The 23,532-nt window shown below is 61.1% G+C and carries 24 protein-coding genes; 16 read left to right on the forward strand and 8 right to left on the reverse strand.

Going from position 1 to position 23,532, the window contains the following annotated elements:
- Positions 1–62: 62 nt before the first annotated feature.
- Positions 63–767 carry a GntR family transcriptional regulator gene (locus M1E10_RS05245; protein ID WP_499175336.1) on the reverse strand — a complete coding sequence of 235 codons (705 nt, stop codon included), beginning with the start codon at positions 765–767 and terminating at the stop codon, positions 63–65.
- 451 nt (positions 768–1,218) lie between these two features.
- On the opposite strand from M1E10_RS05245, the gene M1E10_RS05250 reads away from it, so the two are divergent.
- The 9 genes from M1E10_RS05250 (at position 1,219) to M1E10_RS05290 (ending at position 9,321) form a co-directional block, all read left to right on the forward strand.
- Positions 1,219–1,479, forward strand: coding sequence for a DUF4212 domain-containing protein (locus M1E10_RS05250; RefSeq protein WP_499175337.1), 261 nt, complete (start codon positions 1,219–1,221; stop codon positions 1,477–1,479).
- A 10-nt stretch (positions 1,480–1,489) separates the two neighbouring features.
- Positions 1,490–3,256, forward strand: coding sequence for a sodium:solute symporter family protein (locus tag M1E10_RS05255; protein WP_499175338.1), 1,767 nt, complete (start codon positions 1,490–1,492; stop codon positions 3,254–3,256).
- 86 nt (positions 3,257–3,342) lie between these two features.
- Positions 3,343–5,169 (forward strand): DUF294 nucleotidyltransferase-like domain-containing protein, encoded by a 1,827-nt coding sequence (locus M1E10_RS05260; protein WP_499175339.1) that lies wholly within the window; start codon positions 3,343–3,345, stop codon positions 5,167–5,169.
- Positions 5,170–5,180: 11 nt separating this feature from the next.
- Complete coding sequence (locus M1E10_RS05265; RefSeq protein ID WP_499175340.1) at positions 5,181–5,705, forward strand: hypothetical protein; 525 nt, start codon at positions 5,181–5,183, stop codon at positions 5,703–5,705.
- Between the two features lie 161 nt (positions 5,706–5,866).
- Complete coding sequence (gene minC, locus M1E10_RS05270; RefSeq protein ID WP_499177298.1) at positions 5,867–6,598, forward strand: septum site-determining protein MinC; 732 nt, start codon at positions 5,867–5,869, stop codon at positions 6,596–6,598.
- A 34-nt stretch (positions 6,599–6,632) separates the two neighbouring features.
- Complete coding sequence (gene minD / locus M1E10_RS05275; protein ID WP_499175341.1) at positions 6,633–7,448, forward strand: septum site-determining protein MinD; 816 nt, start codon at positions 6,633–6,635, stop codon at positions 7,446–7,448.
- Positions 7,445–7,705, forward strand: a complete 261-nt coding sequence (minE, locus tag M1E10_RS05280) for a cell division topological specificity factor MinE (protein WP_499175342.1) — start codon at positions 7,445–7,447, stop codon at positions 7,703–7,705. Before minD ends, minE begins: the two co-directional genes overlap by 4 nt.
- A 239-nt stretch (positions 7,706–7,944) precedes the next feature.
- Positions 7,945–9,012: an AI-2E family transporter gene (locus tag M1E10_RS05285; RefSeq protein WP_499175343.1), complete on the forward strand. Its 1,068-nt coding sequence runs from the start codon at positions 7,945–7,947 to the stop codon at positions 9,010–9,012.
- 75 nt (positions 9,013–9,087) lie between these two features.
- A complete protein-coding gene (locus M1E10_RS05290; RefSeq protein ID WP_499175344.1) occupies positions 9,088–9,321 on the forward strand; it encodes a DUF2934 domain-containing protein in 234 nt (77 codons plus the stop codon).
- 109 nt (positions 9,322–9,430) lie between these two features.
- On the opposite strand, the gene M1E10_RS05295 is transcribed toward M1E10_RS05290, so the two are convergent.
- Positions 9,431–9,673, reverse strand: coding sequence for a DUF6074 family protein (locus M1E10_RS05295; RefSeq protein ID WP_499175345.1), 243 nt, complete (start codon positions 9,671–9,673; stop codon positions 9,431–9,433).
- Positions 9,674–9,944: 271 nt separating this feature from the next.
- Here M1E10_RS05295 and M1E10_RS05300 point away from each other — a divergent pair, with 271 nt between their 5' ends.
- The 7 genes from M1E10_RS05300 to M1E10_RS05330 all read left to right on the forward strand — a co-directional run bounded on the left by M1E10_RS05300 (position 9,945) and on the right by M1E10_RS05330 (position 16,905).
- Positions 9,945–11,456: a methyl-accepting chemotaxis protein gene (locus M1E10_RS05300; protein WP_499175346.1), complete on the forward strand. Its 1,512-nt coding sequence runs from the start codon at positions 9,945–9,947 to the stop codon at positions 11,454–11,456.
- 143 nt (positions 11,457–11,599) lie between these two features.
- Positions 11,600–12,370 carry an SDR family NAD(P)-dependent oxidoreductase gene (locus M1E10_RS05305; protein WP_499175347.1) on the forward strand — a complete coding sequence of 257 codons (771 nt, stop codon included), beginning with the start codon at positions 11,600–11,602 and terminating at the stop codon, positions 12,368–12,370.
- Positions 12,367–13,305: a 2-dehydro-3-deoxygalactonokinase gene (locus M1E10_RS05310; RefSeq protein ID WP_499175348.1), complete on the forward strand. Its 939-nt coding sequence runs from the start codon at positions 12,367–12,369 to the stop codon at positions 13,303–13,305. Before M1E10_RS05305 ends, M1E10_RS05310 begins: the two co-directional genes overlap by 4 nt.
- Positions 13,302–13,934 carry a 2-dehydro-3-deoxy-6-phosphogalactonate aldolase gene (locus M1E10_RS05315; protein WP_499175349.1) on the forward strand — a complete coding sequence of 211 codons (633 nt, stop codon included), beginning with the start codon at positions 13,302–13,304 and terminating at the stop codon, positions 13,932–13,934. Before M1E10_RS05310 ends, M1E10_RS05315 begins: the two co-directional genes overlap by 4 nt.
- A gap of 90 nt (positions 13,935–14,024) precedes the next feature.
- Complete coding sequence (locus M1E10_RS05320; protein ID WP_499175350.1) at positions 14,025–14,738, forward strand: FadR/GntR family transcriptional regulator; 714 nt, start codon at positions 14,025–14,027, stop codon at positions 14,736–14,738.
- A 16-nt stretch (positions 14,739–14,754) separates the two neighbouring features.
- On the forward strand, positions 14,755–15,957 hold the full coding sequence (locus M1E10_RS05325) for a mandelate racemase/muconate lactonizing enzyme family protein (RefSeq protein WP_499175351.1): 1,203 nt from the start codon (positions 14,755–14,757) through the stop codon (positions 15,955–15,957).
- Positions 15,958–16,047: 90 nt separating this feature from the next.
- A complete protein-coding gene (locus M1E10_RS05330; protein ID WP_499177299.1) occupies positions 16,048–16,905 on the forward strand; it encodes a DMT family transporter in 858 nt (285 codons plus the stop codon).
- A gap of 152 nt (positions 16,906–17,057) precedes the next feature.
- Here the strand turns inward: M1E10_RS05330 and M1E10_RS05335 are convergent, their stop codons facing one another.
- From M1E10_RS05335 to M1E10_RS05360, 6 genes are all read right to left on the reverse strand, one after another.
- Complete coding sequence (locus M1E10_RS05335; protein ID WP_499175352.1) at positions 17,058–18,062, reverse strand: TRAP transporter substrate-binding protein; 1,005 nt, start codon at positions 18,060–18,062, stop codon at positions 17,058–17,060.
- A gap of 41 nt (positions 18,063–18,103) precedes the next feature.
- On the reverse strand, positions 18,104–19,381 hold the full coding sequence (locus M1E10_RS05340) for a TRAP transporter large permease (RefSeq protein WP_499175353.1): 1,278 nt from the start codon (positions 19,379–19,381) through the stop codon (positions 18,104–18,106).
- A complete protein-coding gene (locus M1E10_RS05345) occupies positions 19,378–19,914 on the reverse strand; it encodes a TRAP transporter small permease (protein ID WP_499175354.1) in 537 nt (178 codons plus the stop codon). Before M1E10_RS05345 ends, M1E10_RS05340 begins: the two co-directional genes overlap by 4 nt.
- Positions 19,915–19,933: 19 nt before the next feature.
- On the reverse strand, positions 19,934–21,112 hold the full coding sequence (locus M1E10_RS05350; protein ID WP_499175355.1) for a fumarylacetoacetate hydrolase family protein: 1,179 nt from the start codon (positions 21,110–21,112) through the stop codon (positions 19,934–19,936).
- A gap of 123 nt (positions 21,113–21,235) precedes the next feature.
- A complete protein-coding gene (locus M1E10_RS05355) occupies positions 21,236–21,967 on the reverse strand; it encodes a FadR/GntR family transcriptional regulator (protein WP_499175356.1) in 732 nt (243 codons plus the stop codon).
- Positions 21,968–21,997: 30 nt separating this feature from the next.
- Entirely contained in the window at positions 21,998–23,443 is a 1,446-nt protein-coding gene (locus tag M1E10_RS05360; RefSeq protein WP_499175357.1) for an FAD-binding oxidoreductase, read from the reverse strand.
- Between the last annotated feature and the right edge of the window lie 89 nt (positions 23,444–23,532).

Raw genomic sequence — 23,532 nt, forward strand, 5'->3', positions numbered from 1 at the left:
TTTGATTTTCACTCTACCAATACCGCAATTGTATTCAGATTGTCGACAAGAATGTGCAGCAGCTAAAGCGGCACCTCCAGCCTGTCCTTGCGGACGAACATTTTCTGAATCTGCAGGACGATCTGCTCGGCATGCTCTTTGGCGATCCGGTCTGCGGAATCGACGTCCCGCGCAGCGATGGCCGCGATCATCTCGTCGTGCTCCTCCACGAAACGTTGCGGCAGGCGGTCGTCGTAGGACTGATAATAGAGGCGCAGGATCCGACGGCCTTCATCGAGAAGGCGGCTGAAGAGCGCGGTGAAATAGGGGTTCCGTCCCGCCTCGGCGATCGCCAGGTGCAGGGCCGCATTGGTCGCGATCATGGCGAGCGCATCCTGCGCCCGGACGGCCGCGGCAAACTCCTGCTGCCGGGCCGCGATCGCCTCGAGGTCGTCCGGCCGATGATACTGCGCCGCAAGCCGGGTGGTAACCCTGTACATCAGGATTAGCGCATCGAAGAAGGTGTGCATGTTGAGGAAGTCGATGTTCGAAACCATCGTCGAACGATTGGGAAGCGTCGTGATCAGCCCCTCACCGGCCAGCCGTACCAGCGCCTCCCGGATCGGCGTCCGGGACATCTGGAAACGCTCGGCGAGTTGAACCTCATCGATCGGGCTGCCCGGCGGCAAGGCGAGGTCGAGGATCTCGTCGCGCAGCAGGTCGTAGACGACCTTCGCACCCGAACCACGTTTCCGTTCGGGCCTCACACTGACTTCGAACTTGCTCATCGTCTCAGGTTCCTCCGGGCGCAGTCGATCGGACAACGTCATGACCACTTATATTCGCCCCATGGTGATTCCGTGCCTGCCCAGGTGCTGGGGCGGGATCTGCTGCTTGCAACTATATCGGCAGGTGCAATCCTGCAAACCGCCTACAATGATGGAAACTTCGGTCCCGCGGCAAACAGTACCGATGCGCCCAAGGCCCGCGAGGAGCACGCCAAGGAGCAGGACGAATATCTGGAGGAGACGCTGGAGGAACCTGTCCTGCGAGCGATCCGATCGCACCCACAGACCCTTCGTGCGACTCTGCGACTACGACTAACGGAGGATGTACGCAAACCGAGCGATTGGTTACTGCTTGCTACTTGCCTATTTCGCTGTGGGATTCGTTGGGCGGCGTGGGCAAGGAGGGACCGGCGTCCTGAGGGACGCTCTTTGGGAAAAGGGAGGAGCGCACGTGGCGGACAATACTTCGTCCAATGCCTATTGGGCAGCAAACATTCGCATCATCACAATTTGCTTGGCGATCTGGGCGATCGTCTCTTACGGCTTCGGCATTCTGCTGAGGCCGATGCTGTCCGGCATCAGGTTCGGCGGAACGGATCTCGGCTTCTGGTTCGCCCAGCAAGGCTCGATCGTCATCTTCATCGCGCTGATTTTCTACTACGCGGCGTACATGAACCGGCTGGACCGCAAGTTCGGCGTCGAAGAACAGTGAGGCGATAGAGATGGACCAATATACTCTCAACCTGCTGATCGTGGGCGGATCCTTTGCGCTCTACATTGGCATTGCAGTCTGGGCACGCGCCGGCTCCACCGCGGAATTTTACGCGGCCAACCGCGGTGTCAACCCAGTCCTGAACGGTATGGCGACGGCCGCTGACTGGATGTCGGCAGCCTCGTTCATCTCCATGGCCGGCCTCATTGCCGGCGTTGGCTACGGCAACTCCACCTATCTGATGGGCTGGACCGGCGGCTACGTGCTGCTCGCCCTGCTTCTGGCTCCCTACCTGCGCAAGTTCGGCAAGTACACCGTTCCGCAGTTCATCGGGGACCGGTTCTACAGCCAGGGCGCCCGTCTGGTCGCCGTCATCTGCCTGATCATCGTCTCGGTAACCTACGTCATCGGTCAGATGACCGGTGCAGGCGTGGCGTTCTCCCGCTTTCTGGAAGTCGAGGTTTCAACCGGCCTCTGGATCGCATCCGCGGTGGTCTTCGTCTATGCGGTTCTCGGCGGCATGAAGGGCATCACCTACACCCAGGTTGCGCAGTATGTTGTTCTGATCGTCGCCTATACCATTCCGGCGATCTTCATCTCCCTGCAGCTGACGGGTAACCCGATCCCACCACTGGGCCTCTTCTCGACTCACCAGGAATCGGGAATACCGCTGCTGCAGAAACTGGACCAGGTTGTGACCGATCTTGGTTTCAATGCCTACACGGCCCAGGGTTCGATGCTGAACATGACCCTGTTCACGCTCTCGCTGATGATCGGTACGGCCGGCCTTCCGCACGTCATCATCCGCTTCTTCACTGTTCCGAAAGTGGCTGATGCGCGCTGGTCGGCAGGTTGGGCATTGGTGTTCATCGCGATTCTCTACCTGACGGCTCCAGCCGTGGGTGCGATGGCGCGACTGAACATCATCGACACCATCTTCCCGGGCGGCGTCGAGCAGCCGGCGGTGTCATACGAGCAGCGCCCTGACTGGATGCGCAACTGGGAAGTGACCGGTCTTCTGAAATATGATGACAAGAATAGCGACGGCCTCATCCAGTACTACAACGACGCTGCTCCGGGCTTCACCGCCCAGGCAACGGAACGTGGTTGGGCCGGCAACGAGCTGACCATCAACAACGATATCCTCGTTCTGGCCAATCCGGAAATCGCACAGCTTCCGGGCTGGGTTATTGCTCTCATTGCCGCCGGTGGTCTCGCAGCCGCGCTGTCAACCGCCGCTGGCCTGTTGCTGGCTATCTCCTCCTCGGTCAGCCACGATCTGATCAAGGATTGGCTGGTTCCGAATATTTCGGAAAAGAACGAACTGATGGTCGCCCGTGTTTCCATGGCCGGCGCCATCCTCGTTGCCACCTTGCTCGGCCTCAACCCGCCCGGGTTTGCGGCCCAGACGGTGGCGCTCGCCTTCGGTCTTGCCGCAGCGAGTATCTTCCCGGTCCTGATGATGGGCATCTTCTCGAAGCGCGTGAATTCGGCCGGTGCGACGATCGGAATGCTCGTGGGTCTGGTCGTCACCTGCCTCTACCTGTTCACCTATCTCGGATGGTTCTTCATCCCGGGCACGAACATGATGGAGAACATCCCGGCCAACTACCTGTTCGGCATCCCTCCGACCGCCTTCGGCCCGATTGGTGCCTTGCTGAACTTCGCTGCAGCCTACGCAGTGTCGGCAATGACGGCAGCTCCGCCACGCCACATTCAGGAACTGGTGGAATCGATCCGCGTCCCGCGCGGCGCCGGTGGTGCAATCAGCCACTGACATCACGAAACAGAACGGGCGGCCACAGGCCGCCCGTTCGCATTATAAGCTCCCACGGGCACCGAAGGACCACGAAAGGCTCAGCAATGGCGAATGCCGCTGCAGACATCGCCAAGTTTGTGGAAACCGTCCACCCCTACGACAGCCTGCCCCGGGACGAACTGGAACGCGTCATTGGTCGCTTCCAGCGCCACAAGCTGAAGGCAGACAGCAAGATCTACGATCTGAACGAGCCGTTGCCAGGTCTCTACCTGATCATGGACGGCAAGGTCGAAGTCCGGGACTCGTCCGGCAGCCTGATCTCCCAGCTCTTCCCCCGCAACACCCTCGGCGAACGCGGCCTTCTGGCCGATGGCCGCGCCGCCACCAATGCGCGCGCACTGACCGACGTCGTGCTGTTGATGTTGCCTGCAGCCGATTTCAAGCGCCTCATAAACGATTATCCGGTCTACAGCCGGTTCTTCACCCGCGGCAAGACGAGCGACAACCGGCGCAATGACCTCAGTCTGCGCAAGGTGAGCGACCTGATGTCGACGCCGCCGCTGGTCTGCTCGCCTGATGACAGCGCACAACACGCCGCTGCCGTGATGCGCGATCGGAAGGTCTCTAGCCTTGGCGTCGTCTACAACGAGCGGCTGGTCGGGATTATCACCACCGGCGACCTTTCAGCCCGCGTGATTGCCGAAGGCCGGGACCCCGCCACGACGCATGTGTCCGCCATCATGACGTCCGCTCCGATCGGTCTTGGCGAAGATGCCCTTGTCTCCGACGTGCTCAATCTGATGCTGGAGCGCAAGATCGCTCATCTGCCGATCGTCGACGGCGAACGCATGATCGGCATGGTGACGCAGACGGACCTGACGCGATTCCAGGCCATTTCTTCTTCATCGATGATCGGCGAGGCGGCAAACGCCGAGAGTGCGACGAACCTGAGCAAGATAACCGCCCGCATTCCGCAACTGCTGGTGCAGCTTGTCGGCGGCAATCACGCCCACGAAGTGGTCACGCGGCTGATAACGGACATTGCGGATGCCGCAACCCGACGGCTGATCGTCCTTGCCGAACAGGAACTCGGTCCCCCACCTGTCCCTTATCTCTGGCTCGCCTGCGGCAGCCAGGGCCGGCAGGAGCAGACGGGAGTAAGCGACCAGGACAATTGCATCATAATCGATGACAGTTTCCAGGAGAGCCAGAGGCCATGGTTCGAGAAGCTCGCGCAGTTTGTCAGTGATGGCCTGAACACATGCGGGTACATCTACTGCCCCGGTGACATGATGGCCACCAGTCGACGGTGGTGCCAGCCGGTCAGGATCTGGCGCGATTATTTCCGCCGGTGGATCGAGACCCCGGAGCCCATGGCGCAGATGCTGGCGAGCGTCATGTTCGACCTGCGGCCCATCGCCGGCAAGCTTTCTCTTTTCGACGATCTTCAGGCGGAGACGTTGGAACAGGCAAGCCGGAATTCGATCTTCGTGGCGCACATGATCGGCAACTCCCTGAGCCACGCCCCGCCGCTTTCATTGTTGAGGGGATTTGCCACCATCCGCAGCGGAGACTACCGCAACCAGATCGACATGAAGCACAATGGCGTGGTTCCGGTTGTCGACCTCGGACGCGTCTATGCACTGATGGCCCGGCTGACGCCGGTCAACACCCGCGCCCGTCTTCTTGCCGCGGAGGAAGCCAGGATCATCTCGGAAAGCGGTGCGCGGGATCTGATTGCCGCCTATGATCTGATTGCCGATCTCAGGCTTCGCAACCAGGCAAACCAGGTAAAGTCCGGCGCGCGTCCCAACAACTACCTCGGCCCCTATGACCTCGGCGATTTCGAGCGCTCCCACCTTCGCGACGCTTTCGTTGTCGTACGAACCATGCAATCTGCGCTCGCCAACGGCGGCGCCGCCAAAGTCTAAGAGGAAATCCCATGCTGTTCGAGTTGATCGCTGCCATTGTGGCCGGTGTCGCAATTGCGGGGGTCGCAATGGCATTGCGGTGGGTAAGCCGCGGCCGCCTGCCGAAGTGGATCGTCCCTGCGGCAGCCGGACTGGGGATGCTCTCCTATGCCCTCTGGAGCGAGTACAGCTGGCTGTCCCGCATCACGCGCGCCATGCCGGAGGGTGTGGTCGTCGCCTGGAACAACGAAGACCGGGCTTTCTGGCGTCCCTGGTCATACTACCGCCCAGTCGCCAGCCGTTTGTCCGCGGTCGACACCCGAACGGCGCAGCGGCATCCCGATCAGGCCGGCCAGGTGATGGTGGACCTCATCCTTGCAGCGCGCTGGCAGCCGTCGGCACGTGTCAGGGTCGTCTATGACTGCAACAGCAACAGACGGGCAGACCTGATCGGCTCCGACATTTCCGTCGCAGAGGATGGGGCGATTGTCGGCGCACAATGGCTGCAACTCGAACCCGATGATGCGGCACTGCGCATCGCCTGTCAGACCGAGTAGACGGCGGATCGGCAGCCGTTTCACGGGCTCTGATGTGACTTTCTGGGCACTGCTGGCGTCCGCCATGGTCAGGGTCGTGCGTAGTGTTAATCGACAGCGAAGACGTTAACCTTTTGTTAACCAAATCGCCCGTAGACATGGTCAACACACCATTAACCAAGATCACCAAAGTGCTAACAGACGCTCGCTCCATCCGTATCAAAGGCCGCTCGTTTCTGGCGGTCGTCCTGTCTCCCGATCTGCCGCTGGATGAGTGGCTGGTCAGGCTGGACGATCTTGCTGCCCGCTCCGCCGGCTTCTTCCTGGGACGCCCCGTCGTTCTGGACGTTACCGATCTGGACATTGACCGGACACAGCTCACGGACCTCATTGCAGGCCTTGTCCAGCGCAATGTCAGCATCATGGGCATCGAGGGCGCAAGGCCGTCGATGCTGAGCCCGGGCATGCCGCCGATCCTCAAGGGCGGACGCCCGGTCGCGGATTTCGAGCAGCCGTCGACAGAGCCATCCGCAGCACAGCCGGCGCCGCAGCCAAAATCGGCACTCGCCGAAACGCGGGCGCCCTTGCAGTCGATCATCATCCACGAACCCGTACGCTCCGGCCAGTCGGTCATTTTTCCGGAAGGTGATGTGACGGTGATCGGATCGGTGGCATCCGGTGCCGAGATCATCGCTGGCGGATCCGTGCACATCTATGGGGCGCTGCGCGGGCGGGTTATGGCGGGATCGGTTGGAAATGCTTCTGCACGCATCTTCTGCCGCAAGCTTGAGGCGGAGTTGCTGGCAATCGACGGAATATACCAGATGGCAGAAGACATGGCGCCGGGCCTTCGCGGACAACCTGTCCAGCTCTGGCTCGAGGGCGACGTGATGATGGCCGAAACAATTAGCTGAGCCGGGGCGGCCAGGAAAAAAACAGGAGAGCAGAATGGGGAAGGTGATCGTAGTTACTTCCGGCAAGGGCGGGGTTGGCAAAACGACGTCGACGGCAGCACTGGGTGCAGCCCTTGCGCAGAGGAACGAAAAGGTGGTCGTCGTCGATTTTGACGTCGGCTTGAGAAATCTCGACCTCGTCATGGGTGCCGAACGGCGCGTGGTCTATGACATGGTCAACGTCATCCAGGGCGATGCAAAGCTGCCCCAGGCTCTGATCCGCGACAAACGACTGGAAACCCTGTTCCTGCTGGCTGCCTCGCAGACCCGCGACAAGGACAGCCTGACACCCGAAGGCGTCGAGCGCATCATCGGCGAGCTGAAGAAGTATTTCGACTGGATCATCTGCGATAGTCCGGCCGGCATTGAGCGCGGAGCAACGCTTGCGATGCGCCACGCGGACATGGCGGTGGTGGTCACCAATCCCGAAGTCTCTTCGGTACGTGATTCAGACCGTATCATCGGCATGCTGGATTCCAAGACGTTGAAGGCGGAAAACGGCGAGCGTATGGAAAAGCATCTTCTGCTGACCCGCTACGACGCCCACCGCGCCGAGCGCGGCGACATGCTGAAGGTGGAAGACGTCCTCGACATCCTTTCCATCCCTCTGCTCGGGATCATCCCCGAAAGCATGGACGTGCTGAAGGCATCCAACGTCGGCGCACCGGTTACCCTGGCCGATGCCCGCAGCGCCCCCGCCATGGCCTACTTCGATGCCGCCCGCCGGCTCGCAGGTGAAACCGTGCCGATCGTCATCCCCGGAGAGAAGCGCGGGCTTCTTGGCAAGATCTTCGGAAGGAAGGCGGCATGAGCATTTTCGGCCTTTTTCGCAGAACAAGTTCCGCCCCGATGGCGCGCGAACGGCTCCAGGTACTGCTTGCTCATGAGAGAGCGTCGATAGGATCTGACCTGGTCGCCATCCTGCGCGAGGAAATCCTGGCCGTCATCGCCAAACACGTGCAGGTCGACGCTGATAGAGTGCAGGTGACGATGGATCGTGATGAGCATGTCTCGATCCTGGAGATCGAAGTTGAGATCCCTCTGCCCAGCGCCAGACAGGCAGCTTGATCCACACGATGTAAACAACCTAACAAGAGAGCCGCCCGAAAGGGCGGCTTTTCTGTTTCTGCTGGAGCTTCCAAAAAAGCGTTAACGGAACATCCCCAAGGGAGACACCTTTTTTTGTTCCGGCACCTTTCGAGAGTGGTGACGTTATGGAGCGGTGCATCCATCGTTTCGCGCGATTTTCGATGACGAATGCACGGACATCTGCAAGGCTGCGGAGCGCAGCGTGGGGGTTGGGTCGCATGGGTGTCGAACGGGTCAGTTTCTACGTTCTTCTGGTTCTGGTAACGGTTGCCTTCGTCGCCGTGATCATGCCCTTCTATTCGGCGATCTTCTGGGGCCTTGTGCTGGCGATCCTGTTCTTCCCGCTCCACGTCAGGTTCGAGCGCGCCCTGAAGGGGCGCTCGAATGCCGCCGCAGCGCTCTCGGTGCTTGTCTGCCTCTGCTTGGTGATCGTCCCGGGGCTCGTCATCCTCACCTTGCTGGTCCAGCAGGGAAATGAAGTCTACCAGCGCATCGACAGCGGCCAAATCGACATCCGGCAGATCCTGACCCAGATGCAACAAGCGCTTCCGATGTTCATCCAGACGCGCATCGAGACCCTCGAGCTTACCGGTTTTCAGGAACTGCAGGAAAGGTTTTCCGGCGCCGTCATGAGCGGCGGCAGTTTCTTTGCCGGTCGGGCACTGAGCTTTGGCCAGAACACCGTTCAGTTTTTCATCGCCTTCGGCGTGATGCTGTATCTGCTGTTCTTCCTCTTTCGCGACGGTCGATCCCTGGCGAGGATAATCAGGCGATCGATCCCGCTCAGCAGCGGGCATACGAGCAAGTTCATGGCGAAGTTCACCTCCGTCGTTCGCGCAACGGTCCGCGGCAACGTCATCATCGCGATCATTCAGGGAACCATTGGCGGCGTCGCCTTCTGGGCGCTGGGCGTGCAGCCCGCACTGCTTTGGGGCGTCGTCATGAGCTTTCTCTCGCTCCTGCCGGCCGTCGGCGCCGCTTTGATCTGGGTTCCGACGGCGATTTATCTTGCCTTGGCTGGCTTCTGGATCAAGTCGGTGATCCTGACCGCCGTCGGTGTCCTCGCGATCGGCCTCGTAGACAACCTGCTGCGTCCACCGCTTGTCGGCAAGGAGGTGAAGCTGCCCGACTATGTGGTGCTGATCTCCACCATCGGCGGGATATCGTTGATCGGCATCAACGGCTTTGTCATCGGCCCGCTGATTGCGGCACTGTTCATCTCAGCCTGGGGTGTCCTGACCGAAGAACGTTTTGCCGAAAAGCCGTTGCGCGACAATCGGACCTAGGATCGTCCGGAACCCTATCGGCGTGAAAAGGTTCGCCGTCCGTTGAGGTCTTCACACGGAACGAGGAGAACCGTCATGGACGACAAGGAACACCGCATCCGGGAGCGGGCGCATGAAATCTGGGAGAGCGAAGGCAGGCGCGAGGGCGATGACATGGCGCACTGGCAGCGCGCCCGACAGGAACTGGGCGAGCCGGACGTGCAACAGGTGAACGAAGAGGCGTCCAGGCAATTCAACGAAGGCGATCAGAATAACGAAGCCGCGACCGGCATGGACATCACCAGGGCGCGCTTCGGAAGCCCGGATTAGACCGTCCTGACGCTGTAGCTTCACGCCGGAACGGACCGGGTGGATGACGCCGCTGTTAAACGGACGGCGGCGTCTGAAATCTATCTAGCTCATTCGTGTGAATGATTGCTCAGCCTGCTGACTCGCTGGCATAGAAAGACTGTAGTTCCATCTGCACGGCATCCATGAACTGCCGTGCCTGCTCGGCGATGTGCGCTTCATCGACACCGATACGACGCAGCGAAGACGCGAGCTTCGTCATCTCCTCCCGCCAGAAATGGTTCGCATCGGCACCGTGAAGATCTCTTAGGATCATCGCGCAACGCATGATGTCGCCGCTGCGGCGGTGGGTGGGGAACTGGACTAGGGTCATAAAAACTCGCGAACAGGAACCGAATCAACAAAGGAGTGCCCAGTGTGTCGCGGGGTTCTTCACAAAACCCTAAACCGCCGTCGAATTAACATCGACTAATTGAGGAGAAGGAGAAGCGACATTTACTAACGAAATGTTACTAACGACTACAAGTTCATGCACCTATTAAGTTAAAGACATCGCTAATGAGAAGTTAAGCTCCGATGCCTATCTGTTGTACATCCAGACATCAGATTCGCCGGCCTGTCCCGGCGCATCCCCAGGAGCCGCTATGAACAAGACATCGAAGACCGCCGACCTCCATGACCGGCTTGAATTTGTGGGACTCGGTGCCGACCAGCGCCGCAGCTTGAGCGCCATTCAGCCGATCATCGCGTCTTCCATAGGAGCGGCTCTCGATGTCTTCTACGTCAAGGCCTCCCGGCATCCCCTGACATCCAAGTTCTTCTCGAACCAGGCGCATATTCAACACGCCAAGAGCCGGCAGGCCGCACATTGGGAGATGATTGCCTCGGGCAGATATCAGGAAGATTATGTCGATGGCGTCACTACCGTCGGCCAGGTCCATGCCAGGATCGGTCTCGAACCCCGCTGGTACATAGGCGGATATGCGCTCATTCTCGACGGGATCATGCGCGCCATCATCAACGACGAACTCAAAGGTTTCCTTCACGGCCGGAAGGCGGAAAAGGTCGCCAACGACGTCACTGCTGTCGTCAAGGCCGCGCTGGTGGACATGGATTACGCCATCTCTGTCTACCTCGAATCGCTGGCCGAGGAACGGGCCCGCGTCGAGGCCTTACGCCAGACGGATCAGGCGGAGCAGCAAACTGCCCTGTCGGCGCTTGAGGCCGCGCTTGTTCGACTGTCGGAGGGCGATCTCACCTCCGAGCTGCGTGAGACATTGGCACCGAGCTTCGAGGGCCTAAAACACAATTTCAACTCGTCGGTCGCTTCGCTCGAAGAGGCGATGCAGGAAATCCACAACTCGGTCGATCAGGTTCGTGCCGAAGTGGGCGGCATTGCTTCGGCTGCCGACAACATGGCCAAGCGCACCGAACATCAGGCCTCCGCACTCGAGGAAAGTGCCGCGGCCCTTGAGCAGATCACCAGCATCTCCGGCCAGTCCGCACTGCGGGCCCGCGAAGTTCAGACCGTGGTTCAGGAATCCGCCAAGGAGACCGAGAAGTCGGGCCAGGTCGTCAAGCAGGCGATCGTTGCCATGGGTGAGATTGAAAGCTCATCGCAGAAGATGACCCAGATCATTGGCGTCATCGATGAGATTGCCTTCCAGACCAACCTGCTGGCGCTGAATGCTGGCGTAGAAGCCGCACGAGCCGGTGAACAGGGCAAGGGCTTCGCCGTGGTGGCTCAGGAAGTCCGCGAACTGGCGCAGCGCTCCGCCGCCGCTGCCAAGGAGATCAAGGAACTCATCGACAAATCGTCCGCAGACGTTCGCCGCGGTGTCGAACTGGTCAATCTGACGGGCGAATCGCTGACGGCCATCGGCAACCGCGTCGGGTCGATCAACGAGAACATCAACTCCATAACCAAATCGGCGCAGGAGCAAGCCGCCGGCATCGACGAGATCAACTCGGCCGTTCGCAGCATGGACCAGATGACGCAGCAGAACGCCGCTCTGATGGAGGAAACCAATGCTTCGGCACAAAACCTTTCGCAGATCAGCAGCAGCCTGGCGTCTCTGATTGGCCGCTTCCGCACCGGCACGGCGACCCGGCAGGCGAGCCACTCCGCTCCCGCCCGGCGACGCACTGCCGCCTGATCTATCGGTGACAGAGCAGGCCGCCAGCACAGCGGCCTGCTCCCGATGCAAAAGCACCTGAGCACTGCCGCTCTCTTGTCTTTCGGCGGGTGGCTGCTTAGAACATCGGCAACGATCAGCTGCAGCATGCCGGAGGGAAAGCCTTGGTCGATGTCGTCGTCCAGCATCCTGACCTTGCCGACAAGGGCGTCCTGATCACCGGCGGAGCCACGGGCATTGGTGCGGCACTGGCGGCCGCGTTTGCAGCACAAGGTGCCCGCGTTTCCTTCGTCGACATTGCGGACGAAGCCGGGCGGGAGCTCGCAGCGCGTCTTTCCCGATCGTCCCGCCATCCGGTCACGTTTCTGCACGCCGATCTCAGGCAGGTCGCGGAAATCCGGTCCGCCGTCGATGAGGCCGCCCGCGCCGCGGGATCGCTCTCGGTACTGGTCAACAACGCCGGCTGGGACGATCGCCATGACGTCGACACCGTCACGGAAGCTTATTGGGACGAAAGCCAGGCAATCAACCTGAAGCAGATGTTCTTCACCACGCAGGCGGCCCTGCCGCACCTGCGCAAGGCGACCGGCAGCTCCATCGTCAACTTCTCCTCGATCTCCTATCTGCTCAACATGGGGGACCTTCCATCCTATGCGATGGCCAAGGCCGGCATTGTCGGGTTGACGAAGAGCCTGGCCGGCCGCCTCGGTCCCGAGGGCATCCGCGTTAACGCCATCCTGCCGGGCATGATCGTGACGGAGCGTCAGAAGCGCCTGTGGCTGACGGATGACGGCATTGCGGAGATCGTCGGGCGCCAATGCCTGAAGCGGACCCTGACCGCCGATGACCTCGTCGGACCCTGCCTATTCCTTGCATCGGCCGCTGCAGCCGGTATGACGGCGCAAACCATGATCATCGATGGAGGACTGCTTTGACCCAACCCGCCTATGCCGCCGTTGACTGGGGCACGAGCAGCTTCCGCCTCTGGCTGATGGACGCGGAGGACACGGTACTTGCGGAGCGGCGCAGCGGCGAAGGCATGACGTCTGCGGCGCAGGCAGGCTTCCCGGATGTTCTCGCAGCTCACCTGACTGCATTGGAAGCACCGGCGGATCTGCCGGTAATCGTCTGCGGCATGGCCGGCGCCCGGCAGGGCTGGGTCGAGGCGGGCTATGTCGACGTGCCGGCACCCTTGCCGTCTGTTCTGGCCGGCGCTGTGCAGGTGCCCGGCATCGACCGTGACGTCCGCATCCTCCCTGGCCTTGCGCAGCGGCGCGCCGATTGCCCGGACGTGATGCGCGGCGAGGAGACACAGCTTCTGGGCGCGCTCCAGTCAGCAACAACGGAAAGCCCCCAGATCGTCTGCATGCCTGGCACGCATTCCAAATGGGTGACGGTCGCGGCTGAAAGCGTGACGGGCTTTTCGACATTCATGACCGGCGAACTCTTCGACCTTCTCTCGAAGCACTCGGTGCTTTCCCATTCCGTCAGCGGGGCAGGATCCTTCGATGCGGACCGCCCAGCGTTCCAAAGTGCAGTCGAGGCTGCCTTCCGGACGCCGCAGCGAGTGAGCAACATCCTCTTCACCGTCCGCTCCGGAACGCTTCTCCAGGACTTGTCCCCGACCGATGCTGCAGCGCGCCTGTCCGGCACGCTGATCGGGCTGGAGATCGCCGGCGCGCTGGGCTCTGCCGACGAACGCCCGATGATCCGGCTTGTTGCCTCCGGGAAACTGCGGGCGCTCTATGAGAGCGCGTTTACCGCCCTCTCGCTCCCCTTTCAGACAATCGACGCCGATGACGCGGTGCGGCGGGGCCTGTCTGTCGCCGCCCACAAGATCCTGCTTGCCCAGCCCGAGGAACAGCCATGAACCGCATCCCCTTCCCCTCAATGCAATATCCGCTGGTCGCCATTCTTCGGGGACTGCGCCCGGAAGAGACCGAGGGCGTGGTGGGTGGTCTGATCGACGCGGGCTTCACCGCCATCGAGATTCCGCTGAACTCTCCCGAACCGTTCCGCTCCATCGAGATTGCCGCGAAGATGGCACCCGCCGAATGCCTGATCGGCGCCGGGACCGTGCTGACCGTGGAAGACGTGGCGAGCCTGGATGCCGCCGGCGGAAGGCTGATGGTCAGCCCAAATGTCGAGGCGGAGGTGATCAAGGCGGCCGTTGCGCGTGGCATGATCACCCTCCCCGGCGTCTTCACCCCGACGGAAGCTTTGGCTGCCGCCCGCGCCGGTGCAACCGGCCTGAAGTTCTTCCCGGCCAATGTTCTCGGGCCCGCCGGCATCAGCGCCATTCGCGCCGTCCTGCCGAAGGACTTGCTGATCGCTGCCGTCGGTGGCGTCTCCGAGGTGAACTTTGCCGACTACATGGGCGCCGGCATTACAGCGTTCGGGCTTGGTTCCAGCCTTTACAAGCCGGGAATGACGGCGGCCGAGGTGGTCGAACGGGCAAAACTGACTCTGATTGCCTACGACGCAGCGCGTGCCGGCTAGGCTCCTATAAAACCTGAACCTGCCGTAGTCTTGCCTCCACGCACGAAATCTCCTACAACCTGTATGAGAGGTTTTAGGAAGCGGTAGGATATGTTGGCGGTACAACTCCATGGAACGGGATCGGATTTCGTCGGCAGCGCCGTGTCGGCTATTGCCCGGCTGATCCGTGAACAGGATCTGAAACCGGGCGACCGTCTGCCTGCCGAAGCGGCCCTGTCGAAGGATCTGCAGGTCTCCAGAACCGTCATTCGCGAGGCTCTCCGTTCCCTGGCCGCACTCCGGCTAGTCGAACTGGGCGCAGGCAAACGACCGACGGTCGCCAGGCTCAACGACGATGCCTTCGGGCTGATGATCGAACACGGCGTGGTCATCGACCAGATCGACATCCAGCAGATCTATGACGCGCGGCGCACCATTGAGGCACGCACCGCGGCACTGGCCGCGCTACGTCGCACCGAGGCTGAGGCGCATGCCATTGTCGCTCACGCAGATGCGATGGCCACCGATTTTCATCGGCCGGAGAAGGTGATGGAGCATGACATCGCCTTTCACCTCGCGATCGCCCGCGCCTCCCGCAACCGGGTCTTTGCGCTTATTCTGGGAGCGTTCCAGAACGTCACTCGTGAGACGTGGCCGATCGGTTGGCGAAGCCGGTCGAGCGATACCGATCGGCAGGCGATGAACGCGCTTCACCGCGAGATCGGCCAGGCCATCCTTGCCGGTGACCCCGGTGCTGCCACCACAGCCATGAACCAGCATTTTGACACCAGCCTGAAGGCGCTCGTCACCGCAGGCCTTATCTAGATTCAAAGGACACTCCATGAAGATCACCAAGCTTGAAACCGTCCGCATTGCGGAACGCTCCAACCTGCTCTGGGTGCTGGTCCACACCGACGAAGGCATTACCGGGCTGGGAGAGACCTTCTTCGGCGCAGAGACCGTCGAAAGCTACATCCACGAATATGTCGCGCCCCGCGTGCTCGGCCGCGACCCTCTGCAGATCGATCTCCTCGCCAGCGATCTCGTCGGCTATATCGGCTTCCGATCTTCAGGCGCCGAAGTTCGCGGCAACTCGGCCTTCGACATCGCCCTCTGGGACATCTTCGGCAAGGCCGTGAACCAGCCGATCGCCCAGCTGCTGGGTGGCTTCAGCCGCAAGGAGATCCGCACCTACAACACCTGTGCCGGCACAGAATACATCAAGAAGAACAGCGGCCAGACGACAGCCAACTACGGGCTGACCGGCGGCACCGCCCATGACGACCTGAACGGTTTCCTGCACCGCGCCGACGAGCTTGCCGAATCGCTTTTGGCCGACGGCATCACAGCGATGAAGATCTGGCCCTTCGACGCGGCCGCCGAAAAGACGCGCGGCCAGTACATCTCCATGCCGGACCTGAAGCTCGCACTCGAACCCTTCGAGAAGATCCGCAAGGCCGTCGGCGACAAGATCGACATCATGGTCGAGTTCCACTCCATGTGGCAGCTCCTGCCCGCCATCCAGATCGCCAAGGCGCTCGAGCCCTACAACACCTTCTGGCACGAAGACCCGATCAAGATGGACAGCCTGTCGAGCCTGAAGCGCTATGCCGACGCCTCGCCAGCCCCCATCTCGGCGTCCGAGACACTGGCAACCCGCTGGGGCTTCCGCGACTACCTTGAAACAGGTGTCGCCGGCATCGTCATGCTGGATATCTCGTGGTGCGGCGGCCTGTCCGAGGCTCGCAAGATTGCCTCCATGGCAGAGGCCTGGCATCTGCCGGTGGCGCCGCACGACTGCACAGGCCCGGTGGTGCTCTGCGCCTCCACCCACCTGTCGCTGAACGCGCCGAATGCGCTGGTACAGGAGAGCGTTCGCGCCTTCTACAACACATGGTACCGGGATCTCGTCACGGCGCTGCCGGAGGTAAAGAACGGCATGATCACCGTTCCGCCCGGCCCAGGGCTTGGCATGGAACTTCATCCCGACCTAGAAGAGAACTTCACCGTCAGCCGGCGATTCTCCGACATCGCCGCTATCTGACGACTGTCGATATTCTGGGAGGAAGAATTGAATAAGATCGCATCGGCCGCGGCCGGCCTGGGAACCTCGTCGGCCGCCGGACCTCTGGTAATGCTGCTCGGCATGCTGTTTTTTGCCCTGAACGACGCCATGGGCAAATGGCTTGTCTCCTCCTATGGCTTGGGCCAGGTCATCCTGATCCGCAGCATCGCTGCGCTCATCATCCTGTCTCCCCTTCTCTGGAAGGCCGGCCTGGCACCGATCCTCGGAGCCGAGCGAAAGGGGATGCAGCTTGCCCGCGTGATTTTTTCGACCTTGGAGGTATTCTGCTTCTACTATGCGGTGATGTACCTGCCGCTCGCCGACGTCATGACCTTCTGGCTGGCCGCCCCGATATATGTGGCGGCGGCATCCCCTCTTCTTCTGGGAGAGACCGTAGGCTGGCGTCGCTGGACGGCGATCGCCATCGGCTTCGTCGGCGTCATCATCACGCTTGAGCCGTCGAGTGCCATGTTTACAGGCCCGGCGATCATATCGATCATCGGCAGCGCCGCCTTCGCCTTCATGATGATCTCCGGCCGCTTCCTGCGCGCCACCCCCGACAGCACGCTGGTCCTTTTCCAGACCTCGGCCGCCGCCCTCGCCGGGCTTGTCTTTGCCCCCTTCGACTGGGCACCGATCGCTTCCGGCATCGACCTGATGCTGCTCGGCCTCCTGGGCGTGGTAGCCATGAGCGCGCACATGCTCGTCAACCGCGCCCTGAAGATGTCGGATGCGGCGACGGTCGCACCGCTGCAATACACGCTGCTGCTCTATGCGGTCATCTTCGGCTGGATGTTCTTTGGCGACGTGCCCCGGCTCAGCATGATGATCGGCGCCGGCCTCATTGTCGCCTCTGGCCTCTTCATTTTTATCCGGGAGCAGATCCTCAAGAAACGGCAGCAGGACCGGCCGATCGAGGTCCCGTGACCGCGCCGACAACCTGATTGCCGACAGAAAAACCGCCTCCCCAACGAGGCGTTTTTTTTGTTGCATGGTGAAAACGAAAAGAGCCCGTGGGATGACCACGGGCTCTGAAGGAACCCGACTGGACCGAGGCCCAGCCGGCGAGGCACGAGAGACTACTTACGGATCTCTTCGAGGTTAGCGAGGATAGCGTCGACCACGTCGGCACCGATAGCGGCCTTATGCTTTTCGTAGACAACCATCGACTTCTCGCGAATACGTGCCTGCTCTTCTTCAGACAGCACGTTCACTTCCAGACCGGCTTCCTTGATCTTCTCCAGCGACTTCAGGTTGAGGTCCTGGATCACCTTGCGCTCTTCGTCGCGGCCAACGGCTGCGCACTCGCGCAGAGCAGCCTGCTCTTCAGGTGTATAGCTGTCGAAGATCGGCTTGGAGAAGAGGAAGAGGAACGGCGTGTAGGCGTGGTTCGTCTCGGTGACGAACTTCTGCACTTCGTAGAACTTCGACGTGTCGATCGTGACGTAGGGGTTTTCCTGGGCGTCGATCGCGTTTGTTTCCAGAGCCGAGAACACTTCGCCGAAAGCCATCGGAGTAGCGTTCGCGCCGAGGTTCTGGAAGGTGTCGAGGAAGATGTTGTTCTGCATGACGCGAACCTTCATCCCTTCGAAGTCTTCCCACTTGGTAACCGGGCGAACCGAGTTCGACAGGTTACGGAAGCCGTTCTCCCAGTAGCCGAGGTTGACGAGGCCAGCTTCTTCGAGCTTCTGGTTCATCATGTTGCCGAAGTCGCCGTCGAGGACCTGATAGGCCTCCTGGGCGTTGGCAAAGAGGAACGGCAGGTCGAACACGCCGAGAGCCGGAATGATGCCAACCAGCGGCGAGGAAGACGTCACGACGGCTTCCTGAACGCCCGAACGGAGCGCCTGGGTTGCCTGAAGGTCGCCGCCGAGTGCGCCGCCCCAGAAGGCGGTGAGCTTCAGCTTGCCGCCCGACTTGTCGTCGAGGCAGGCCTGCATAGCCTTGATGCCGTTACCGACCGGGTGGTCTTCGTTGATGCCGTTCGAAACGCGGATGTTGCGATCGTTGAATTCCGCGAAGGCCGGAGCTGCAGCCGAAAGGCCGAAAGCGATGGCAGTCGAAGCAAGAAGCAGTTTTCTCATGGTAGTATCCTCCCTAGGATAGGTTGTTGAGGGGTTGCGGATTAGTAGAGCCACCGTGCGGGCACGAGGACGATATCTGGGAACAGAACCAGAAGGAAAAGAACCAGGACCTGCGCGACCAGGAATGGCCAGACGCCGATGGTGACTTGTCCCAGCGGGACGCGGCCGACGCCGCTGACGACGTTCAAGACGACGCCGACCGGCGGGGTCAGAAGGCCGATGCAGGTGTTCATGATGAACAACACGCCGAAGTAGACTGGGTCGATCCCCGCCTGCTTGACGATCGGCATCAGCACGGGCGTCAGGATCAGGATCGTCGGGGTGAGGTCGAGAGCGGTTCCGACAACCAGAACCAGCAGCATGATCACGAACATCAGCAGCATCGGGCGGTCGATCAGGGGCTCGATGTAACCGGTGATTTCAGCCGGGATGTTGGCAGCCGTAATAAGCCAGGCCGAAACCAGCGCCGCGCAGACGAGGAACATGACGACTGCGGTGGTCTTTGCCGCCTGAAGGATGACGCGTGGCAGATCACGCGGCGCAAGCTCGCGGTAGATCACCATCCCGACGAACATGGCGTAGACCGCAGCCACGACGGCGGCTTCCGTCGGTGTGACGACACCCGCCTTGATGCCGCCGAGAATGATCACAGGCATTCCCAGCGCCCAAAGAGCGCGGCCCGTCTCACTCAGACGCACCTTCATGGAGGTCTTCGGAAGCGGCTGCACGTTGTCCTTGCGGACCACGATCAGCCAGGTCACGACCAGCGAGAGACCCATCAGAATGCCCGGTACGATGCCGGCCATGAACAGTTGGGTGATGGAAACATTGGCCGAGACACCGAAGACAATGAAGGCCATGGACGGTGGGATCACGGGCGCGATGACGCCGCCGGCGGCAATCAGACCCGCGGAGCGCGGGACGTTGTAGCCTGCCTTCGCCATCATCGGAATGAGGATCGCAGCCAGAGCCGCGGTATCGGCAGCTGCAGAACCGGAGATGCTGGCCATGATGATGGCAGCCATGATGGCGACGATGCCGAGCCCGCCACGAATGTGCCCGACACAGGCAATCGCGAAATTGATGATGCGCCGCGACAGTCCGCCCGCATTCATCAGTTCGCCGGCCAGAATGAAGAAGGGGATGGCCAGCAGTGTGAAGGTATCGGCACCCGCGATCATGTTCTGGGCGATGATCTGCGTGTTGAACATGCCCATGTACCACATGAGCATGACGCCACAGAACATCAGTGAAAATGCGACCGGAACGCCGATGGCCATGGCCCCGAGGAGGGACGCAATAAAGACGCCGAGTGTCATAGGCTGCGCTCCGCGAGATGTTCGGCCGTCATGTTTTCGCCGGCAAAGGCTGCAATTTCTTCTTCTGTCACGCGGCCTGTCAGCAGACGCACCAGGCGCTCAAGCGCAATGATGACGACACCTGCACCGGTAAAGAAGCCGATACCATAGACCCAGATCATCGACAGCTGCGTGACCGGAGCGTCCATTGTGGCGTTGATCGGCGCCTGCTTCCAGGTTCCCCAGAAGAAGATCGCCGAAACGCCGATGATGATGATATTCGACAGGATCATGCAGATGATGCGACCCGTTCGGCCAAACATCATCACCAGCGTTTCAACGCCCACATGCGAATGCTCCCGGAACGCCACGACCGCGCCGATGAACGTCAGCCAGACGAAGAAGTAGCGCGACAGCTCGTCCGAAACGTTGATGCCGGAATTGAACCCGTAGCGCAGCAAGACATTGAGGAACACCATGACCGCCATGCTACTGAGCAACAGGATCAGCAGGATTTCCAAACATTTGTAGAAGAGATCGATAGCTCTTTGCATGTGACTCCCCCCGCCTCGCCTAAAGCAACGCGCGTTGTGCAAGATTTTTCATCAGCGCAGCAATTCCGAACGTCCACTGCGGGCACCGATTGCTGTGTTCGACCCAGTTTACCAGCCGGCCGAGACGTGGCGAAGAAATTTCTACCCGGTCGCCGATTTCGTGGGTGAACCCGAGACCCGTGCCGCGGCGATCCTTGACCGGCGCAAACATCGTGCCGAGGAACAGGACCGCGCCGTCCGGATACTGGTGATTGTCGTTCAGCAGCTGGGAAACCAGGTCTTCCGGCGTACGGCTGATGGCGGCCAGCGGGCTGACACCTGTCATGGTGAAACCGTCGACACCTTCGACAGTCAGGGCAATTTCAGCTGTTTTGACGTCTTCGATGCTGAAGCCGGCATCGAAGAGACGAATGAACGGACCGATCGAGCACGACGCATTATTGTCTTTCGCCTTGCTGAGCAGCAGGGCGGAGCGGCCTTCGAAGTCGCGCAGGTTGACGTCGTTGCCGAGCGTGGCGCCGACGATCTTGCCGGTGGACGTCACCGCCAGCACGACTTCCGGCTCCGGGTTGTTCCAGTCCGACTTTGGATGGATACCGACGAGGGCACCGCAGCCGACGGAGGACATGGGCTGCGCCTTCGTGAAGATCTCGGCGTCCGGCCCGATGCCGACTTCCAGGTACTGCGACCAGAGACCGAGTTCCTGCAGCAGCGTCTTGACCTCGGCAGCCTTCTCGGATCCCGCGACCAGCCCCTTGAGGTTGTCGCCGAGAACCGGCGCCAGACGGCCACGGATCTCCTGCGCCCGCAACGGATCGCCCTTGGCCTGCTCCTCGATGACCCGCTCGAGCATGCTGTCGGCGAAGGTTACGCCCGCGGCCTTGACGGCCTGCAGGTCGACAGGAGCAAGAAGCTCGCCCGCGGTACCATTCAGGAACACATCGATCGCGCCGAGGTCGGCAAACTGGGTTGTATCGTTGAGACGTGCGGTGAGGTCTTCGATCTCCAGGAGACCGGACAGTGTCGACGACAGTGACGACAGATCCAGCAGCCGGCCGTCCTTGAACAACACCGGGCATGGGCCGCCGGCGTCCTTTGACCAGACCCGACCGACCAGGAGTGCGTCGTTTACGTCTTGCGGCAGGATCATCTGCGCGCTCAACACTTTCTCAGAATTCACCAAGTTCCTCCCTGGCATGCGATGAAATCGCCCTGATTGTCAGGATGTCTGACAACAAAAGTGGGCTTTTCTAGTATGACTTTTGAGCCCTGTCCAGATGTCCTGCACCAATGTGGGAAAAAGTCCGTGAACGTCCGCTAGTCATATTTCGTTCTTGGCCGTTTCCAAAGTAAGATCCAGCCGCATTGCCGCCTGTATCAGATGATTGCGCATGGCGTGGCGTGCTTTGACGGGATCCCCGATCGCAACCGCATCGCGGATCACAACATGCTCTGCGATCGTCACCTCGACGATTTCCTCCAGAACAGCCTTTGCTCGGGCGGCCTGGATCGCAAGGCTTATCCGCTCCGCGATAAAGCTGGTGAACAGCGGAAAATACTCATTTTGCGTTGCGGTCGCGAGCGCACGATGGAACGCCAGATCAGCGATGATCCCCTGATCGGTCCATTTCTCCGCACCCGTCATCTGCTCCAGAGCTTCGTCAAGGCGAGCCAGATCGGCCGAGGTACGATGGATGGCCGCCAGGCCGGCCGCTTCGATCTCCAGGGGTATGCGCAGTTGATAAAGATTGTGGAAAGCGAGCTGATCGGTCGGATCTCCGTGCTCGATCCGCAGCGACTGGCGCCGCTCGAACTCGGTGGCGAAGGCGCCGACACCCTGCCGCGTTTCCACCAGCCCTTCGTTGCGTAGCTGGGCGATCGCCTCGCGGACGACCGAGCGGCTGACGCCGAAGGTCTTGGCAAGCAGGTGCTCTGTCGGCAGCTTCTCACCGGCGGCGATCCGCCCTTCCGTGATCTCACGACCGATCTGCGCTGCAATGCGCGCAGGCAGATGTTCGCTCCGTCTGATCTGGTTGAAATCGGCGACCGCCACCTCTGCCCTCCCTGGCTTCCCTTCCTTCTTCTATGAGTTCTGGTTGAAATTCAATTGGCAGCCCGGATTCATCATGAAATCCGGATCGATGGCCTGTTTGACAGCCGTCAACAGCTGACGCCGCACCGGCGACAGTCGCGCCTCGAAATCTTGCCGCTTCAGGCGACCGATGCCGTGCTCGGCGCTGATGCTTCCCTGATAGCGATCGAGAACCGCGTTGATCGCGCCCTTCGCCTTATACATCTGTTCGAGCTGCTGCTCCGGCGTCGCACCGGCGGCCGGCAGCACGTTGAGATGAACATTGCCGTCGCCGACATGCCCGTAGGAAACACAGGTGACGCCGGCAACGGCATCAGCGACCGCGCGCTCGGCATCGGCGACGAAGGCCGCCAGTTGCGACAATCGTACCGAAACGTCGGTTCTCAGATGCATGCCGCGCTTGGCCTGCCCCTCGTTCATCCCCTCCCGGATCAGCCAGAGGTTCCGGGCCTGCGCCTGGGAAGCAGCAATGGTCCCGTCGACGACCATGCCCTCCTCCATCACTGCTTCCAGGAAACGACCCATCAGGTCGTCGATGTCGACGAGCCCCGACCCGGAGATCTCCATCAGCACATAGGCCGGATACTCCGCCGAAATCGGGATCGGCAGGTCCGGCATGGCTTCCTTGGCCAGCGTGAAGGCGAGCGGCGGCATGAACTCGAAGGCAGACATCAGGTCGCAGCAGTCGCGGCGCGCCCTGCGGAAGAGCGTGATCGCATCCTCGAGCGAGGCCAGCCCCAGGAGCGCGGTCGCGACCTGGTCCGGATAGGGCGTCAGCTTAACGGAGACGGCGGTGATGATGCCAAGGGTTCCCTCGGCGCCGATGAACAACTGCTTGAGGTCAATGCCGCGATTGTCCTTGCGCAAGGTCGACAGGCCTTCGAAGATGCTGCCGTCCGGCAGCACCACCTCCAGCCCGAAGATCAATTCGCGCGTCATGCCGTACCGCAGCACGTTGATGCCGCCGGCGTTGGTGGACACATTGCCGCCAATCCGGCACGTCCCCTGCGCACCGAGCGCCAGCGGGAAGAACATGCCCTTTTCGGCAACCGCATCCTTGAGTTCGGACAGAATGCACCCCGCCTCGACAACGGCGGAAAAATCATCGGCGTCGATCTGTCGGATCCTGTTCATCCGCTCCAGGCTGAGAACCACCTGGTTCTGGCCGGCGTCAGGAATCCCTCCCAGCACGAGACCGGTGTTGCCACCCTGCGGCACGATCGACAGGCCGAGTTCGCGGCACAGCCTGACAGCCTCCGCCACCTGTTCGGTCGAGCGGGGCCGCAGGACCGCAACCGCCTCGCTCGTCACGTCGCCGTGCCAGTCGCGGCAATAGGGGATCATCGCTTCGGGCTCGCTCAGCACCAGGTCGTCGCCCAGTTTCGCCCGCAAAGCCGTGCGCCATTCGCCGACCGATGCACTTACTTCGGATGTCATGCCCAAGGCCCTTCTCTTGCATCAGCGGGGTGCCCGGATCACTCTCGGGCATCACCTGCGGGTGCTGAAATAACTATTTGCAAGGCGAC

Source organism: Rhizobium sp. PK7-22, assembly GCF_056530405.1.